Below are 18,796 nucleotides of genomic sequence, written 5' to 3'. Positions count from 1 at the left end.
ATGCCGCGCTGAGCGTCGCGGCAAGGTAAAGATGAACTCAGGATGAGGTCGCTGGTCCGCCGACTGAATGACGGCGGACCAGCGTGGGACTGAACATATTGGTCACTTACTGCAGTAAGCTCCCGGGGATGACTCACCTTGCCGCCTTCCCGCAACACGAATGCCACCGGCTTATTCCCTTGAAGGTTAGGAATGGAAAAGACATTTTGAACAATGGTTTGGGGATGATTTGGCGGATGGGTTTCCAGGATGAGGTTATGCCGCGCTGAGCGTCGCGGCAAGGCAAGGATGAACTCAGGATGAGATCGCCGAACCGCCGACTGAATGACGGCGGACCAGCGTGGGACTGAACATATTGGTCACTTACTGCAGTAAGCTCCCGGGGATGACTCACCTTGCCGCCTTCCTGCAACACGAATGCCACAGGCTTATTCCGCAGAAGATGAGTGATGGAAAAGACATACGGAACAATGGCTTGGGGATGATTTGGCGGATGGGTTTCCAGGGGGCGGTTATGCCGCGCTGAGCGTCGCGGCAAGGTAAAGATGAACTCAGGATGAGGTCGCCGGTCCGCCGACTGAATGACGGCGGACCAGCGTGGGACTGAACATATTGGTCACTTCCGGCAGCGGCTGTTGATGTGCCAGCGCCAGAGCCAGTTCAGCGGCCTGCTGCGCCATGGTGACAATCGGGTAACGCACCGTGGTTAAGCGAGGGCGAACGTAGCGGGAAACCAGCACGTCATCGAAGCCGATGAGTGACATCTCTTCCGGTACCTGCACGCCGTTGTCGCTCAGCACCGCCAGGGCACCGGCGGCCATGGAGTCGTTGTAGCAGGCCACGGCGCTGAAGTTTTTACCGCGTCCCAGCAACTCCGTCATCGCCTGCTCGCCGCCGACTTCGTCCGGCTCGCCCCAGGCGACCAGCCGATCGTTGCAGGGCAGGCCGTGCTCCTGCAGCGCGTCGTAATAACCCTGCAGGCGATCCTCCGCATCGGAAATCGTGTGAGTGGAGCAGATAAACGCAATATTCTGATGGCCCAGTTGAATCAGATGGCGCGTCGCCAGCCAGGCGCCGTAGCGGTCGTCCAGCGCGATGCAGCGCTTTTCAAAGCCCTTCAGCAGACGGTTCAGTAAGACCATGCCCGGCATCTGCTTCATCAACACTTCCAGCTCGCTGTCGGGGATTTTCTTGGCGTGCACCACCAGTGCCGCGCAGCGATGGCGCATCAGCTGCTCAATAGCCTGCCGCTCTTTTTGCTCATTATGGTAACCGTTACCAATCAGCAGAAAGTTGCCTGTCTGGCCCGCCACCTCATCAACGGCTTTCACCATCGCGCCAAAAAACGGGTCGGAAACATCCCCGACCACCAGCCCCAGCGTTTCAGTGGACTGCTGCGCCAGCGCCCGTGCATTGGCGTTTGGATGATACTGCAGCGACTCCATCGCCTGGCTGACCGCCTGGCGTGAACTGTCACTGGCTTTAGGCGAATTGTTGATGACGCGGGAAACCGTGGCGACGGAAACTCCCGCCAACCGGGCAACATCCTTAATGGTGGCCATGCGATTACCTGATTTTGGGGAAACGTTTACACATCGCACCAGTGTTACGGAAAAGCGGGCGCACATCAAGACAACAGAATGCCAGCGCTGTCGCAAACAGGGTAAAATCAGACGGTTGGTGATGCCTTCTGTTCAGGTTGCGGCCCATGCTATGCTGCTGATCCCAACACCTGCCATAGCGATGACCATGAAAATTAAAGTGCCACATCTGGCGCACTGGGGCGCCTTTACCGCGGTAAGCGAAAACGATCGTCTTATCGGCTGCGAACCTTTTTTTGCCGACGCCGATCCCTCGCCGATGCTCAACACCATCCCGGAACTGGTTTACTCAGACAAACGTATTCGCCAGCCCATGGTGCGCCGCTCATGGCTGAAATCGCGCGAAAACAGTGACCGCACGCTGCGCGGACGCGAAGATTTTGTTGCCGTTGACTGGGAGACGGCGCTGGATCTGGTGGCAGAGGAAAATCGCCGTATTCGCGAACGCTACGGTGCATCCGGCATTTTTAATGGCTCTTACGGCTGGTCATCGGCAGGGCGCGTCAACCATGCGCGTACGCTAGTGCGCCGCTTCTATTTCCAGGGTGGCGGTGGCGTCGATCAGCAAGGCAACTACAGCTGGGGCGCCGCGCAGTTTTTCCTGCCTTACGTGATGGGCACCTACATGCCGCTGACCGGGCGCGTCACCGACTGGCCGCAGGTGGTGGAACATGCGGAGGTGTTTGTCGCCTTCGGTGGGCTGGCGTTAAAAAATGCTCAGGTGGCATCCGGCGGCGCAGGCCAGCACAGCCTGAAACCGGCGCTGGAGCAGCTGGCGGCAAAAGGCACGCCGGTGATTAACATCAGCCCGATGCGCGATGACTGCCCAGAGTTTGTTAACGCGGAGTGGATCCCGATCCGGCCGAATACCGACGTGGCGCTGATGCTGGCACTCGGTTACGAAATTTGTCAGCGTGGCGCGACAGACGAGGCGTTTCTGGCCCGTCACTGCACCGGTTGGCCACAGCTACGTGCCTATCTGCTGGGTGAAAGCGACGGCATCGCCAAAACGCCCGGCTGGGCCAGCAAGATCACCGATATCCCGGCGGATCGCATTGTACATCTGGCCCGACAGCTGATCGGCAAACGCAGTTTTATCACCTGCTCCTATTCGGTTCAGCGCGCCCACCGTGGCGAACAGCCTTACTGGATGATGATCGCGCTCTCTTCCATGCTCGGGCAGCCGGGCTTGCCGGGTGCGGGCTTCTCGTTTGGACACGGCTCGATGAACAGCGTGGGCAATCCGCGTCAGGAAGGCCCCGCGCCGATGATGAGCACCGGACCGAACCCTTCGGGCCTGTCCATTCCGGTTGCCCGCATCAGTGACATGCTGCTCAATCCCGGCCAGCCTTATGGTTTCCAGGGCGAAACTCTGCACTATCCGGACATTCATATGGTGCACTGGGCGGGCGGCAATCCGTTTCACCATCACCAGCAGCTTAACCGGCTGGTGGAAGGCTGGCAGAAGCCGGATACCGTGGTGGTCCAGGATATCGTCTGGACACCTGCGGCGCAGATGGCCGATATCGTGCTGCCCGCCACCACCACGCTGGAGCGTAATGACATCGGCGGTTCATCACGTGACCGTTTTGTACTGGCAATGCACCAGGCGATTAAGCCGCAACATCAGGCACGGAACGACTTTGATATTTTTGCCGATCTCGCCGAGCGCTTAGGCTATCGCGATACCTTCACCGAAGGGCGCAACGAGATGCAGTGGATAGAACATCTCTACCAGCAATGTGCGGTGGCGCACGGCCGTCGTGGCATTCCTTTCCCTGAGTTCGGTGAGTTCTGGCAGCGTGGCTTTGTGGAGATCCCCGAAGGCGGTAAGCCTTATATCTTTATGGAAGACTTCCGCGCCGATCCCGAGGCCAACCCGATACAGACTGCCAGCGGTAAGATTGAGCTGTTCTGCCAGACCATCGCCGACTACCACCTGGAGGATATGGCCGGGCATCCGGAATGGCGTGAGCCTCAGGAATGGCTGGGCGCGGCAGCCAGCCGTGATTATCCGCTACACATGATCTCCATTCAGCCATCGGACCGGTTACACAGCCAGTTAGATGCGACGGCTACCGTTCAGGGTAACAAAACCGCCGGGCATGAAACCCTGTATATGCATCCGCAGGATGCGGCGGTGCGGGATATCGGAGACGGTGACGAAATAGAGGTCAGCAATGCGCGCGGCAGAATACTGGCCGGCGTGCGTCTGACTGAGGGGCTGAAGCAGGGCGTGGTGATCATTTCCACCGGCGCCTGGTTTGATCCCGGTTTTGGCAAAGCGTGGCAGCCGTTTGACCGGGCGGGCAACCCCAATGTGTTAACCCTGGATATCGGCACGTCATCCCTGACGCAGGGACCCAACGCCATGAGTTGCCTGGTTGACATTAAAAAACATGTCGTTTGCACAAAAGCCTAAGGTTCACACGGCTGGTTACATTTTGCAGGCATCTGTTGCGTTTCAGTCGTGGCGAAAAAGCCGTTTCGCTTGCTACATTCAGGATCCCAGAGGTATTGATGGGTGAACATCAACTGATTTTTTCTTGATTACACCGACCTGCGTAGATACGCAGGTTTTTTTTGCCCGAAATAAACTGAACGATAACGAACTGATACACAGTTTTCCTGTGTTTTTACCCGTGCTTTGATTATAACTGCGGGATTGACCTCTTTTTTTTAAGCGCAGCGGATTGCCATGCCCCGGATTAAAAAATTACTGGGTAAAGACCAGATAAAAGCCCCGTTTAACCCTTTCCGTTTTCGCCTGATCTGCCTGGGCGTATTTACCTGCATGGCTGTTCTGCTGGTGCGCGTCGCCGATTTGCAGTTTCTTAATCAGCCCATGCTGGAACACGAGGCCGATCAGCGCTCGCTGCGTACCGTTACGCTTCCGACCAGCCGTGGCACCTTACTGGATCGCAACGGCGAAGCGCTGGCGCTCAGCGTACCGTCGCGGGATGTCATCGCCGATCCGCAGCGCGTGCTGGAGAGCAACCCTGATTTTACCAGCGCCAAGTGGGCCTATCTGGCGGCGGCATTAAGTATGCGACCAGAAGAGGTCGCGGCGCAGATCACCGCTAACCCCAAACGTCGTTTTCTCTATCTCGGGCGCAAAGTCGAACTGGGGATCGCCAAAGATATTAAAGATCTGAAGCTTAAAGGCATCAGTGAAGTCTACGACGACAGTCGCTTTTATCCGATGAGCGAAGCCTCCGCGCCGCTGATTGGTATTGTGGGGGCCGATAACACCGGCCTCAACGGACTGGAAAAGGGCTTTGATAAAGTCCTGCAGGGCCAGCCGGGCAAAGAAGTCTACCGGCAGGATGCGGCGGGGAATATTATCGCGATGATTAGCTACCAGCCGCCCACTCAGCCGCCGACGGTGCAGCTCAGCATTGATAAATTCAGCCAGTACACGCTCTACAGTAAGCTGCGCGATGGCGTGCTGCTAAACAAGGCGGATTCGGGCGCGGCGGTGCTGGTTAAAATTGATACGGGCGAGATTCTGGCGATGGCCTCTTATCCCTCGTTCAACCCCAACAACTATCAGGGGGCAACCCCAGCGCAGATGCGCAATACCGCCATTAATGACAGCTACGAGCCGGGTTCAACGGTAAAACCCCTTGTGGTGATGGAAGGGCTGGAACGTCACCTCGTCCGGCCGGATTCCGTGCTGGATACCACGCCTTACCGGGTTAACGGCCACCTGATCCGCGACGTCGGTCACTGGCCGCGCCTGACCATGACCGGCATTTTGCAAAAATCGAGCGACATCGGCGTTTCTCATATCGCCCTGGCGATGCCGGCGGAAGCCCTGGTGAACACCTACTACGCATTTGGCCTGGGTAAACCCACCGGGCTGGGGCTGACCGGCGAAAGCGTGGGGTATTTCCCGCTGCACCGCACGCGCTGGGCCGATATCGAACGCGCGACCTTCTCCTTCGGCTACGGTTTGCGCGTCACACCGCTGCAAATTGCCCGTGAATACGCCACGCTGGGTTCCTATGGCGTTTATCGTCCGCTGTCGATCACCAAAGTGACGCCGCCGGTGCTGGGCAAGCAGGTCGCTAATCCGGAAACGGTCAAGGAAGTGGTGCACATGCTGGAAAGTGACGTCCTGCCGGGCGGTACCGGACTGAAAGCGGCGGTACCGGGCTATCGACTGGCCACCAAAACCGGTACGGCTGAAAAGATGGGCAGCAGCGGGAAGTATGACGGCGGTTATGTGAACTACACCGCAGGTATTGCCCCGGCCAGCCATCCTGAGGTGGCGCTGGTGGTAATGATTAACCATCCTACCGCGGGCGATCACTTCGGTGGTTCCGTAGCCGCGCCGGTGTTCGGTAACATCATGGGGCCGGTGCTCAAGCACATGAATATTGCCCCGGATGCCATCTACAGCAAGCCTGTGGATAGCGGTTCAGATAAATCCTAACCAAATCAAACTGTAAGTGAGGTGTGGATGTTTTTACACCTCGTTTCATTTCGCCGAATTCATTTTCCTTTTTCACCTGTCACTGACTCCTGCAGGGTGAGAGTATGGACATCCCAGAGGTATTGATGGGTGTGAAAACGGGCACTGCTCCGGCAAGGCCAATCGTTATTACACCAACCCACGCAGATGCGTGGGTTTTTTTTGCCCACTATTCCGGCCGCCAGCCCCTGTTATTCGTGCGGGTCCACCCCGTGGGCAGGGGACTGGTAAGGTTTCTTAACGCAACCCTTACGGTTTGGCGATGGAAAGTCGTAACACAAGTAGCCGATAATCTTTGCAGATGCCGTTTCGACGATGCCTCCTATCCGGAGGATTTCTTTTATCCCTGTTTACCTGAAGAGTTCGATGACTACTCACGCTCCCCGTACCCGTGGTTCCCGCTGGCTGAAATGGCTGCTTCTGCTCATTGCGCTGTTAATCGTTGCCGCCGTGGCATGGCGACTGATGGGCCATAAAGGCGCAGGTGGCACCCTGCCCGCGCGCGGTCATGCCGGACGCCATGGCGGCCCTGGTATGCTGAAAGGCGGCACGACGCTGGTTCACAGCGGCACCGCCAGCACCGCCGATGTGCCGGTCTATCTCTACGCGCTGGGTACGGTGATCCCCAATGCCAGCGTAACGGTCACCAGCCGGGTAGACGGTCAACTGGAGAAGGTCTACTTCACCGAAGGGCAGAAGGTTGAAGCGGGCCAGCTGCTGGCGCAGATCGATCCCCGCAGCTACGAGGCCACGCTGAATCAGTATCAGGGGGAGCTCAGCGAAAATATGGCGTTGCTTAAAAGTGCCGAACTGACGCTGGCACGCTACCGTAAACTGGCGGCCCAGGACTCGCTGTCCCGCCAGGATTTAGATACGCAAATCGCGACCGTGGGACAGTATCGCGGCGCAGTGGCTGCCGATCAGGCCCAGATTGCCAGCGCCAGGCTGAATATTGGCTATGCGCGCATCACCGCACCCGTCAGTGGTCGGGTAGGGCTGCGTCAGGTCGATCCGGGCAATATGATTCAGAGTGCCTCCACGACCGGGCTGGTGACCATTACCCAGATGCAGCCTGCCGCCGTTACCTTTAGCGTGCCCCAAAGTCATATCCCGACGCTGGTAAAAGCCCTTCATCACGATCGGACATTGCCCGCCACCGCCTTCGATCAGGATAACCAGCATGCCCTGAGTCAGGGGCAGGTGAAATTTATCAGCAACGAGATCGACACGGCGACCGGCACCATTACGCTGAAAGCCATGTTCGCTAACGACGACGAGGCGCTGTACGCCAACCAGTTTGTGAACCTACGCCTGCAAACCAGCGTGCTGAAAGGCGCCACCATTATTCCGGCGCAGGCGTTACAGTTGAGCAGCGACGGCAGCTTTGTTTTTATCATCAATAAAGACAACACCGTGACGCGCCAGCCGGTTACGGCAGGTCCGGCTTACGGTGAGACGTGGCAGGCTATTCTGCAGGGCGTGAAGCCTGGCGACCGTCTGGTCACGGAAGGGATCGATCGCCTGACCAACGGCAGTAAAGTTTCGGTCGCGGACAGCACCCAACCGACTCCACCGGCTGAGGCACAATGAACCCGTCACGCCTCTTTATTCTGCGTCCGGTCGCCACCATCCTGCTGATGGCGGGCGTGCTGATCGCTGGCCTGTTTGCTTACCGGTTTCTCTCAACGTCGGCGCTGCCGCAGGTCGATTACCCAACCATTCAGGTGACAACGCTCTATCCCGGTGCCAGCCCGGACGTAATGGCATCGACGATCACTTCACCGCTGGAGCGCCAGCTGGGACAGATGTCAGGCCTGAGCCAGATGAGCTCGACCAGCTCAGGCGGATCGTCGATCATCACCCTGACGTTCAGCCTGGATCTGTCGCTGGATGTGGCCGAGCAGGAGGTGCAGGCCGCCATCAACGCCGCCAATAATTTGCTGCCGACCGATCTGCCCACGCCGCCCACCTATAAAAAGGTCAATCCGGCCGACAGTGCGGTCATCACCTTAGCTGCCAGCTCGGATACTCTGCCGCTGACGCAGGTTCAGGACCTGGTGAATACCCGCGTTGCGCTCAAGCTCTCGCAAATTTCCGGCGTGGGCATGGTAACGCTCGCGGGCGGTCACCAACCGGCAATTCGCGTGCAGATGAACCCTCAGGCGCTGGCGGCCCATGGCCTGACGCTGGAAGACGTGAATACGCTTATCGGCAACAGCAACGTCAAAGGCTCCAAGGGCGGATTTGACGGCCGCTATCACTCCGTCACCATCGACGCCAACGATCAGCTGCGCACCGCCGCCGAATACGGCAACCTGATTCTGACCTACCAGAACGGCGCCGCCCTGAGGCTGAAGGACATCGCCCATATTGAGCAGGGACCGGAAAACAGCTTTCAGTCTGCCTGGGCCAACAACCACCCGGCCATCGTGATCGGCGTGCAGCGCCAGCCGGGGGCGAATGTCATCCAGGTGGTGGACAGCATCAAGGCGCAGTTGACCACGCTGCAGGCCGCGCTGCCCGACGGCGTGAAAATGACCATCCTGTCCGATCGTACCCAAACCATTCGCGCCTCCATCCGCGATGTCCAGTTTGAGCTGATGCTTTCCATTGCGCTGGTGGTGATGGTGACCTTTCTGTTCCTGCGTAACGTGGCGGCCACGCTGATCCCCAGCGTGGCGGTACCGCTTTCGCTGGTGGGAACCTTTGGCGTGATGTATCTCGCCGGCTTCAGCCTCAATAACCTGTCGCTGATGGCGCTGACGATTGCCACCGGTTTTGTGATCGACGACGCGATCGTGGTGGTCGAGAATATTTCCCGGCGGCTGGAAGCAGGGGAGCCACCGCTGGAGGCGGCGTTAAAGGGATCGCAGCAGATTGGCTTTACCATCATCTCTCTGACCTTTTCCCTGATTGCGGTGCTGATTCCGCTGTTGTTTATGGGCGATGTGGTGGGGCGCCTGTTTCGCGAGTTTGCCATCACGCTGGCGGTATCCATTCTGGTTTCAATGCTGGTCTCGCTGACCTTAACGCCGATGCTGTGTGCTTACCTGCTGCACTTTGTTCCGCCCGAGCAGCAGTCCCGTTTCGCGCGCAAAGGCGGCGAGGTTTTTGATTGGCTGATTCGCGGGTACGACCGCCTGCTGACCCGGGTGCTGGATCATCAGAAACTGACGCTGCTGGCGGCGCTGGCGACCTTTGCTCTCACCGCGCTGCTGTATATCCTTGTCCCCAAAGGCTTCTTCCCAACTCAGGATACCGGGTTGATTCAGGGCGTGACCGTGGCCACGCAGGACGTCTCTTTTACCGAGATGGCGAAGCGCCAGCAGGCGCTGTCTGCGGTGATCATGCAGAATCCGGCGGTTGAGAGCGTCTCTTCGACTATCGGTATTGACGGCAACAACACCAGCCTGAACAGCGGTCGGTTGCAGATCAACCTGAAGCCCTTTGGTCAACGCGACGACAAAGCCGGTGCAATCATCAAACAGCTGCAGCAGGCGGCAACGCGCGTAGTCGGCATTCAGCTCTATCTGCAACCGGCACAGGATCTGACGGTTAACGATCAGGTCACGCCGAGCCAGTATCAGTTCACGCTTGACGATGCCAACAGCGAAGACCTGGTGACCTGGTCGCCGAAACTGGTGGCGGCCTTGCAGAAACGGCCAGAGTTCAACGGCGTGGTAAGTAACCTACAGGATCAGGGCCAGGTGGCTTATGTCGAGCTGAACCGGGACAAAGCCGCGCGGTTGGGCGTGACCGCAGCGGACGTTGATACCGCGCTCTACAGCGCGTTTGGACAGCGGCTGGTCTCGACGATCTTTACCCAGTCGAATCAGTATCGCGTGGTGCTGGAAGTCGCTCCGCAATACCAGCAAAGCCCGGCCGCTTTCGACGATGTGTATCTGAAACCCTCTGCCAGCACGTCCAGCACCGTATCAGACAGCACGTCTGCCAGCAGCAGCCCGGATACCTCATCAGCCTCAACCGCCACCAGCACGGCCACAACCACCAGCAGCGGCATGGTCAGGCTGACCGCCATCGCCACGATCCATCAACGGACCGGGTCGCTGATGCACATGCGGCTGAATCAGTTTCCGGCGGTGATGATCTCCTTCAATCTCAATGACGGCTATTCGCTGGAAGATGCGCAGAACGCCATTACCAAAGTGACTGCACAGCTGCAGCTGCCCTCGGCGATTACGCTGCGCTATCAGGGAGAAACCTCGGCGTTTCAAAGCGCCACAGGTAACACGCTGTGGCTGATACTGGCGGCCCTGCTGACGATGTATGTGGTATTGGGCATTCTGTATGAAAGCTTTATCCATCCGGTGACGATCCTCTCGACGCTGCCCTCCGCGGCGGTCGGGGCGCTGTTAACCCTGTTGCTGGCGAATACGGCGTTCAGCCTGATTGCGCTGATCGGGGTGATTCTGCTCATCGGCATCGTGAAGAAGAACGCCATCATGATGATCGATTTTGCGCTGGAGGCCGAAAACAAGCAGCATCTCTCCCCCCGGGAAGCCATTCATCAGGCCTGTCTGCTGCGTTTCCGCCCGATACTGATGACCACCATGGCGGCGCTGCTGGGCGCACTGCCGCTGATGCTCGCGTCCGGATCGGGTGCCGAGTTGCGGCAGCCGCTGGGGCTGGTGATTGTCGGCGGATTGATCGTCAGCCAGGTACTGACGCTGTTCTCCACGCCGGTGATCTATCTGTGGTTTGATGGGATTGCCCAGCGCGGCAATGCCTGGGTGAAACGCCGTCAGCAACAGGCGCGGAGCGGGCAATGAACCTGACCCGGCTGTTTATCTTCCGCCCGGTCGCCACGCTGCTGCTGACGATGGCGATTCTGCTGCTTGGCGTGCTGGGCTACCGCCTGTTGCCGGTGGCCCCGCTGCCGCAGGTGGATTTCCCGACTATTATGGTTAACGCCAGCCTGGCCGGTGCCAGCCCGGAAACTATGGCGGCAACGGTTGCCACGCCGCTGGAACGCTCGCTGGGGCAGATTGCCGGTATCACCGAGATGACCTCAAACAGCTCGCAGGGCTCCAGCACCATCATTTTACAATTCGAACTTAACCGGGATATCAACGGCGCGGCACGCGACGTGCAGGCGGCGATCAACGCGGCACGCAGCCTGCTGCCAAGCGCGATGGCATCGCTGCCGACCTACCACAAAGCCAACCCCTCGGATGCGCCGATTGTCATGCTGGCGCTGACCTCCGCCACCCGCTCGCCGGGTGAACTCTACGATCTGGCCGAAAGTAAAATCGAGCAGGCGATGGGGCAGATCAAGGGCGTGGGCGACGTGTCATTAATGGGAAGCGCGCTGCCTGCGGTCCGCATCGATCTGCAGCCGCTTAAGCTCATCCACGCGGGTATTTCGCTGGATACGGTGCGCAGCGCGGTGGCCAACAGCACCACCACGCTGCCTAAAGGCTCGCTGCAGGGCAGCAGCCAGTCGTGGATGGTGGACGGCAATGGCCAACTGGACAAAGCCGCCAGCTATCGCAACCTGATTATCAGCAACAAAGAGGGCAATGTCGTGCGGCTGGGCGACGTCGCCAGCGTGTACGATTCGGTAGAGGACCGCTATCAGGCCGGCTTCCTCAATGCCCAACCGGCGGTCATGGTGGGCATCAAGCGCCAGGCGGGCGCCAACATGCTGGACACCATCGATGCCATCAAAGCCCGCCTGCCTGCCCTGGAAAAAGATCTGCCTGCCGATACTCAGCTTAAGGTGGTGGTGGACCGTTCGCCCGGCGTGCGCGCCTCGCTATACGATACCGAAGAAACGCTGCTGATTGCGGTGCTGCTGGTGATTGCGGTGGTGTTTGTCTTTTTACGCAACCTGCAGGCGGTGATCATTCCGGCCCTGGCGCTACCGGTCTCGCTGATCGGAACCTGTGCGGTGATGTACCTGCTGGGTTACAGCCTGGATAACCTGTCGCTGATGGCGCTGATCATCGCCACGGGATTCGTGGTCGATGACGCCATCGTGGTGCTGGAAAATATCACCCGCCATATTGAAGCCGGCCAGCGCCCACTGCGTGCGGCCATCCGCGGTGCGCGTGAAGTCAGCTTTACCGTGCTGTCGATGACGATCTCGCTGATTGCCGTGTTTATTCCCATCCTGCTGATGGGCAGCCTGTTGGGGCGACTGTTTCGCGAGTTTGCGATCACGCTAACCGTTTCCCTGGTGATTTCGATGTTTGTCTCGCTGAGCCTGACGCCGATGCTCTGCGCGCGGCTGCTGAAACCGAAACCCAACGTGAGCAAGCGCCCGCATCCGCTCTATCAGTGGATTGAAAATCAGTTAAACCACGCGCTTGCGGCCTACTCGCGCGGTCTCAACTGGGTCATGCGCCATCAGAAACTGACCCTGTTCAGCCTGCTGCTCACCGTGCTGCTTAACCTGTTTCTCTATACGGTGGTGCAGAAAGGCTTTTTCCCCGAACAGGATACGGGCCTGCTGATGGGGGCCTTACGGGCGGATCAGAATATTTCGTTTCAGGCGATGAAGCCGAAGATGCTGCAGTTCACCAACATCATTCGGTCCGATCCTGCCGTTGAAAGCGTGATGTCATCCATGGGCAGCGGGATGTTTGGCTCGCGCAATAACGCCGACTTTTTTGTCCGGCTTAAAGCTTTTGACAAGCGTGATGCCACGGCTAGCCAGGTGGCTAACCGCTTAAGCCAGAAAACCAGTAAGATCCCCGGCGCGCAGCTGTTTCTGATGGCGGCGCAGGATCTGCACATCGGCGGGCGCAGTGCCAATGCCACCTATCAGTACAGCCTGCAGGCGGACGATCTGGCCCTGCTGCGCGAGTGGACGCCTAAAGTCCAGGCGGCACTGGCGGCGATTCCGCAGCTCAACAGCGTTGATTCCGATGCGCAAACCGGCGGTCAGGAAGTGATGCTGACGATCGACCGCGACCAGGCCACCCGGCTGGGGGTGAATGTGAAGATGCTGGACACTATGCTGAATAACGCGTTCAGCCAGCGCCAGATTGCCACGCTGTACCATACGCTCAATCAGTATCACGTGGTGATGTCGCTGCAGGACAGCGATACCCGCGATCCGGCGATATTGCAGCAGCTGTACGTCATTAACGACAGCGGCGACCGCATTCCGCTGTCGGCCTTTGTCAGCTTCACGGGCGGCAATGCCCCGCTGACGGTGACGCATCAGGGGCAGTCAGCTACCAGCACCGTGGCCTTTAACCTGAATGACGGCGTCTCGCTGGAGCAGGCGGAGGCGCTGATCAAACAGGCGATGGCCCAGATTGGCTTGCCCTCAACCATTCAGGCGGGCTATGCCGGCACAGCGGCCGAATTTAATCAACTGACCGCCACGATGCCGTGGCTGATTGTGGCGGCGCTGGTGGCGGTCTATATCGTTCTTGGCGTGCTGTATGAGAGCTATATTCATCCGCTGACGATTCTGTCGACATTGCCCTCGGCGGGCGTGGGCGCGCTGCTGCTGCTGTTACTGACTAATACGCAGCTCACGGTGATCGCGCTGATCGGCATTATCCTGTTGATCGGTATCGTAAAAAAGAACGCGATTATGATGATCGACTTTGCCATTGATGCCGAGCGGCGGCTTGGCCTGTCACCGCAGCAGGCGATTACCCAGGCCTGCCTGATGCGTTTTCGCCCCATTATGATGACCACGCTGGCCGCGTTCTTCGGGGCGCTGCCGCTTGCGTTGGGCAGCGGCGGTGATGCCGACTTACGCAGCCCGCTCGGTATTGCCATCGCCGGGGGGTTAGCGCTGAGCCAACTGCTGACGCTGTTTACCACACCGGTTATTTATCTGTGGCTCGATCGCCTGAGCCGTGCCACCCAACGTCAATGGCGTCGTCTGCGCCATGCGGGAACCTGAATCATGAAATCACGTCTTCCGGCCGTGCTGGTGCTGCTGTTGAGCGGCTGTACTGTTGGCCCCGATTACCAACGCCCTTTGATGGCGATGCCGGTTCACTACAAAGAGGCCAGAGGCTGGCAGCAGGCAGCGCCCCAGGACGATCGGCACAAGGGCGAATGGTGGTCGGTGTACCAGGATGCCACGCTAAACAGCCTGCTCAGTCAGGTCAGCCTCTCTAACCAGAATGTGGCTGAATACGCGGCGCAGTACCGCCAGGCGCAGGCGCTGGTGGCGCAGTCCCGGGCGGCGCTGTTTCCCACCCTGGATTATGACGCCAGTACGACGCGGAGCGGCAGCCACACTGACAGCACGCGCACCACCAGCAGCAGCCATCAGGCGGCGCTGAATGCCAGTTGGGAACTGGATTTATGGGGCAAACTGCGTCGGACACGGGAAGAGGATCAGGCCAGCGCGCAGGCCAGCGCAGCGGAACTCGCCAATATCACCCTGAGCGCCCAGACCGAGCTGGCGGAAGACTACTTCCAGTTGCGCATCATGGACGAAAAAATTGGTTTGTATCAGCAGAGCATCGCCGCCTATCAGCGCTATCTGAGCGTGATACAGAACCAGTATCAGGCGGGAACGGAATCCCGCGCCACGGTGGCTCAGGCGCAGCAACAGCTGGAGAGCGCCAGCGCCTCGGCCCAGGATTATCAGTGGCAGCGCGCCCAGATGGAACATGCGATCGCCCTGCTGGTGGGCAAAGCGCCCGCGGATTTCAGCCTGCCTGCCGCAACCCTGACGGCAACCTTACCGGCGATCCCCGGCGGCTTACCGGCCGAACTGCTGCAGCGCCGTCCCGATATCGCCATGGCCGAGCGTAAAATGGCGGCAGCCAACGCGGCGATCGGGGTTGCCACCGCCGGGTACTATCCCGATCTCACCCTCAGCGCCAGCGGCGGCGTGAGCGCCTCTGCGCTGCATAACCTGTTCGCGTTACCTAACCGCGTCTGGTCGCTGGGACCCGAGCTGAGCGGCTCGCTGCTGGACTTTGGCGCCACCTCGGCCAGTGTGGATCAGGCCCGCGCTGCCTACGATGCCAGCGTGGCGAACTATCGACAGACGGTGCTGACGGCGATGCAGGATGTCGAAGACCGCCTGGTGGAACTGAACACGCTGCAGGGCGAAATCGCCGCACAGCAGCGCGCCACCGCCGCCGCGCAGACTTCGGCGCAGGTCACACGCAATCAGTATGAGGCCGGGATGATTGACTATCTGGATGTGGCGACAACCGAAAACAGCAGCCTGAGCGCGCAACAAAGTTTACTGACGCTGAAAAGCACCCAGTGGGTCAGTAGCGTGGCGCTGATCGCGGCGCTGGGCGGCGGCTGGCATACCGTACCATGAAGGCGGCATAGCGCTGAAATCTGCCAATAATCAGTTGTCGATTACGGCTAAATCCTGCATCGTGAGTGGCTATTTTTAAGATGCTAAGGAGCCGGCATGTTATTCACCTTTTTCCGCCTGGTATTCCGCCTGCTGTGGCGGGTTGAACTCCGGGGCGATCTCGCTGAACTGCATAAGCAGAAGGTGCTGATTACCCCGAATCACACCTCGTTTCTGGATGGGGCGCTGCTGGCGCTGTTTCTGCCCATCAAACCGGTTTTTGCGATTTACTCGTCGATCAGCGAGCACTGGTTTTTACGTCTCATCAAGCCGTACGTGGATTTTGTTCCGCTCGATCCCACTAAACCTTTGGGGCTGAAGCAGCTGGTGCGGCTGATCGACAGCGGGCGTCCGGTGGTCATTTTCCCGGAAGGCCGGATTACCGTCACCGGATCGCTGATGAAAATTTACAGCGGGGCCGGATTTGTCGCCGCAAAATCTGGTGCCACCGTGGTGCCGATGCGCATTGAAGGCGCCGAGTTTACGCCGTTTGGTCGCCTGGCGGGCGTCTTTAAGCGTCGTTTGTTTCCGCGCATCACACTCAGCATTTTACCCGGCACCCATATTCCGATGCCTGAAGCGAAACGCGCCCGTGATCGTCGCGTGCTGGCCGGTGAACACCTGCATCACATTATGATGGAAGCACGCATGGCCGTGCGCCCACGGGAAACCCTGTTTGAGGCTTTCCTCAATGCCCGCCAGCGCTACGGCGCGTTTAAACGCTGCATTGAAGATGTGAATTTCAAACCGGACAGCTATACCGGTTTACTGAAAAAAGCGCTGAGCGTCGGACGGATTCTGGAGCGTTACAGTCAGCCCAACGAGTACGTAGGGCTGCTGCTGCCTAACGCCACGGTCACCGCGGCGGCTATCCTGGGTGCTTCACTGCGTGGGCGCGTGCCTGCGATGCTGAACTATACCGCTGGCGTAAGCGGCATGCGCGCGGCGCTGACCGCATCAAAAGTGAAAACCGTGTTCACGTCCCGCCAGTTTCTGGACAAGGGCAACCTGTGGCACCTGCCGCAGGGCCTGACAGAGGTACAGTGGATCTACCTGGAAGATCTGAAGGATACCGTCACGCTCAAAGACAAGCTCTGGATACTGGCGCATCTGATCGCGCCGCGCCAGGCCCAGGTGGCGCAACAGCCTGAAGAGGCCGCGATGGTGCTGTTTACGTCGGGATCGGAAGGCCATCCCAAAGGCGTGGTGCACTCGCACAAAAGCCTGCTGGCCAACGTTGAACAGATCCGTACCGTGGCAGACTTTACGCCGCGCGACCGTTTTATGTCGGCCCTGCCGCTGTTTCATGCTTTTGGCCTGACCGTGGGGCTGTTTACACCGCTGATGACCGGGGCGCAGGTCTTTCTCTATCCTAGCCCGCTGCACTACCGAATCGTGCCGGAGCTGGTTTACGACCGTAACTGCACCGTCCTGTTTGGAACCTCCACCTTCCTGGGTAACTATGCCCGCTTTGCCCAGCCCTATGACTTTGCGCGACTGCGCTACGTGGTGGCCGGGGCAGAGAAGTTGCAGGAAACCACGCGCCAGCTGTATATGGACAAGTATGGCATTCGTATTCTGGAAGGCTATGGCGTCACCGAATGCGCGCCGGTGGTGGCGATCAACGTGCCGATGGCCGCGAAAGCGCATACCGTGGGCCGTATCCTGCCGGGAATGGATTCTCGCCTGATGTCGGTGCCGGGCATCGAAAACGGCGGGCAGCTACAGCTGCGTGGCCCCAACATCATGAAGGGCTATCTGCGGGTCGAGAACCCCGGCGTGCTGGAAACCCCGGCCGCTGATAACGGTGAAGGCCAGAGTGAAGCGGGCTGGTACGATACCGGCGATATCGTCAGCTTTGATGAGGGCGGCTTCTGCCAGATTCAGGGGCGAGCCAAACGCTTTGCCAAAATAGCCGGTGAGATGGTGTCACTGGAGGTGGTCGAGCAGATTGCCCTGAAGGCCTCTTCGGATAAACAGCATGCGGCCTCGCTGCGCCCTGACGGTAATCGGGGTGAAGCATTGGTGCTGTTTACTACCGACAGCGAACTGGCACGCGAGAGCCTGCAAAAAGCCGCGCGTGAGCTGGGGGCTGCCGAGCTGGCCGTACCTCGCGACATTCGCGTGGTAAAAACGTTGCCCCTCCTGGGCAGTGGTAAACCTGACTATGTCACGCTGAAAAACATGGCGGAAGAGGAACAGGCATGATCGTAGAACGTGATGCGCCGTTATTGTCGCGCGGCATGATAGCGGTAATGGTGGCGCAGTTTTTCTCCGCGTTCGGCGATAATGCCCTGCTGTTTGCCACCCTGGCATTATTAAAAAACCAGTTCTATCCCGACTGGAGCCAGCCGATCCTGCAGATGCTGTTTGTGGCAACCTATATCCTGCTGGCCCCGTTTGTGGGGCAGATGGCGGACAGCTTTGCCAAAGGGCGGGTCATGATGTTCGCCAACAGCCTGAAGCTACTGGGTGCGATGATCATCTGCTTTGGCTTCAATCCCTTCCTGGGTTACACCCTGGTGGGGATCGGCGCGGCGGCGTATTCGCCCGCCAAATACGGCATTCTTGTGGAAATCGCCCATGACGAGAAGCTGGTCAAAGCCAACGGGCTGATGGAAGCTTCCACCATTGCGGCGATCTTACTGGGCTCGGTGGCGGGCGGCATCCTGGCTGACTGGAACCTGGTTGCCGCGCTGGCGGTCTGTGCCTTGACCTATGCCGTGGCGGTAACGGCGAACCTGTTTATCCCTAAACTGCACGCCGCGCGTCCCGGCCAGAGCTGGAACTTCGCGGCCATGCTGCGCAGCTTTATTGCCGCAACGCGCGTACTGTGGAACAACGCTGAAACGCGTTTCTCCCTGCTCGGGACCAGCATGTTCTGGGGCGCAGGCGTCACGCTGCGTTTTCTGCTGGTATTATGGGTGCCGGTGGCGTTGGGGATCCAGGATAACAAAACCCCGACCACGCTGAATGCCATGGTGGCGGTCGGTATCGTCGTGGGCGCGGCGCTGGCGGCCAGGCTGGTTACGCTGGAGACCGTGCGCCGCTGTATGCCTGCCGGTGTGCTGATTGGGATCGTGGTGGTGATTTTCTCGCTGCAACATACGCTGCTGAATGCTTACCTGCTGCTGTTAGTGATTGGCGTACTCGGCGGTTTCTTCGTGGTTCCGCTTAACGCGCTGCTGCAGGAGCGGGGCAAACAGAGCGTGGGATCCGGTAATGCCATCGCGGTACAGAACCTCGTTGAAAACACCGCCATGCTGGTGATGCTTGGGCTGTATACCTTAGCCATTCGGGCTGGCGCGCCCGCGGTGGCGACCGGCATGGGCTTCGGCGCACTGTTTGCACTGGCGATTGCCGTGCTGTGGCTGTGGCGTCCTAAAATGTAACATTCTCGCA

9 protein-coding genes are annotated in these 18,796 nt (G+C 59.1%); 8 read left to right on the top strand and 1 reads right to left on the bottom strand.

Features of this window, described 5'->3' with window-relative positions:
- Positions 1-551: 551 nt before the first annotated feature.
- Positions 552-1,562, bottom strand: coding sequence for an HTH-type transcriptional regulator GalR (gene galR / locus PAGR_RS18985; RefSeq protein WP_013024371.1), 1,011 nt, complete (start codon positions 1,560-1,562; stop codon positions 552-554).
- A 187-nt stretch (positions 1,563-1,749) separates the two neighbouring features.
- Here galR and PAGR_RS18980 point away from each other — a divergent pair, with 187 nt between their 5' ends.
- The 8 genes from PAGR_RS18980 (at position 1,750) to lplT (ending at position 18,786) form a co-directional block, all read left to right on the top strand.
- Complete coding sequence (locus tag PAGR_RS18980) at positions 1,750-4,023, top strand: molybdopterin guanine dinucleotide-containing S/N-oxide reductase (protein ID WP_029570917.1); 2,274 nt, start codon at positions 1,750-1,752, stop codon at positions 4,021-4,023.
- A 276-nt stretch (positions 4,024-4,299) separates the two neighbouring features.
- Complete coding sequence (locus PAGR_RS18975; RefSeq protein WP_014595174.1) at positions 4,300-6,039, top strand: penicillin-binding transpeptidase domain-containing protein; 1,740 nt, start codon at positions 4,300-4,302, stop codon at positions 6,037-6,039.
- Positions 6,040-6,444: 405 nt separating this feature from the next.
- Entirely contained in the window at positions 6,445-7,668 is a 1,224-nt protein-coding gene (locus tag PAGR_RS18970) for an MdtA/MuxA family multidrug efflux RND transporter periplasmic adaptor subunit (RefSeq protein WP_014606735.1), read from the top strand.
- Positions 7,665-10,868 carry an efflux RND transporter permease subunit gene (locus PAGR_RS18965; protein WP_014606734.1) on the top strand — a complete coding sequence of 1,068 codons (3,204 nt, stop codon included), beginning with the start codon at positions 7,665-7,667 and terminating at the stop codon, positions 10,866-10,868. The genes PAGR_RS18970 and PAGR_RS18965 overlap by 4 nt, the downstream gene beginning before the upstream one ends.
- Complete coding sequence (locus PAGR_RS18960; protein ID WP_014606733.1) at positions 10,865-13,966, top strand: efflux RND transporter permease subunit; 3,102 nt, start codon at positions 10,865-10,867, stop codon at positions 13,964-13,966. The genes PAGR_RS18965 and PAGR_RS18960 overlap by 4 nt, the downstream gene beginning before the upstream one ends.
- A gap of 3 nt (positions 13,967-13,969) precedes the next feature.
- Positions 13,970-15,355 carry an efflux transporter outer membrane subunit gene (locus PAGR_RS18955; RefSeq protein WP_014606732.1) on the top strand — a complete coding sequence of 462 codons (1,386 nt, stop codon included), beginning with the start codon at positions 13,970-13,972 and terminating at the stop codon, positions 15,353-15,355.
- Positions 15,356-15,451: 96 nt separating this feature from the next.
- Positions 15,452-17,602: a bifunctional acyl-ACP--phospholipid O-acyltransferase/long-chain-fatty-acid--ACP ligase gene (gene aas, locus PAGR_RS18950; protein ID WP_014606731.1), complete on the top strand. Its 2,151-nt coding sequence runs from the start codon at positions 15,452-15,454 to the stop codon at positions 17,600-17,602.
- On the top strand, positions 17,599-18,786 hold the full coding sequence (lplT, locus tag PAGR_RS18945; RefSeq protein ID WP_014606730.1) for a lysophospholipid transporter LplT: 1,188 nt from the start codon (positions 17,599-17,601) through the stop codon (positions 18,784-18,786). The genes aas and lplT overlap by 4 nt, the downstream gene beginning before the upstream one ends.
- The last annotated feature ends 10 nt before the right edge of the window (positions 18,787-18,796 follow it).

Origin of the sequence: Pantoea ananatis PA13 (assembly GCF_000233595.1) — a bacterium.
GTDB classification, from domain to species: domain Bacteria; phylum Pseudomonadota; class Gammaproteobacteria; order Enterobacterales; family Enterobacteriaceae; genus Pantoea; species Pantoea ananatis.
The sequence above is the reverse complement of the archived record's forward strand: the minus strand, read 5'-3'. Positions and strand labels throughout refer to the sequence as shown.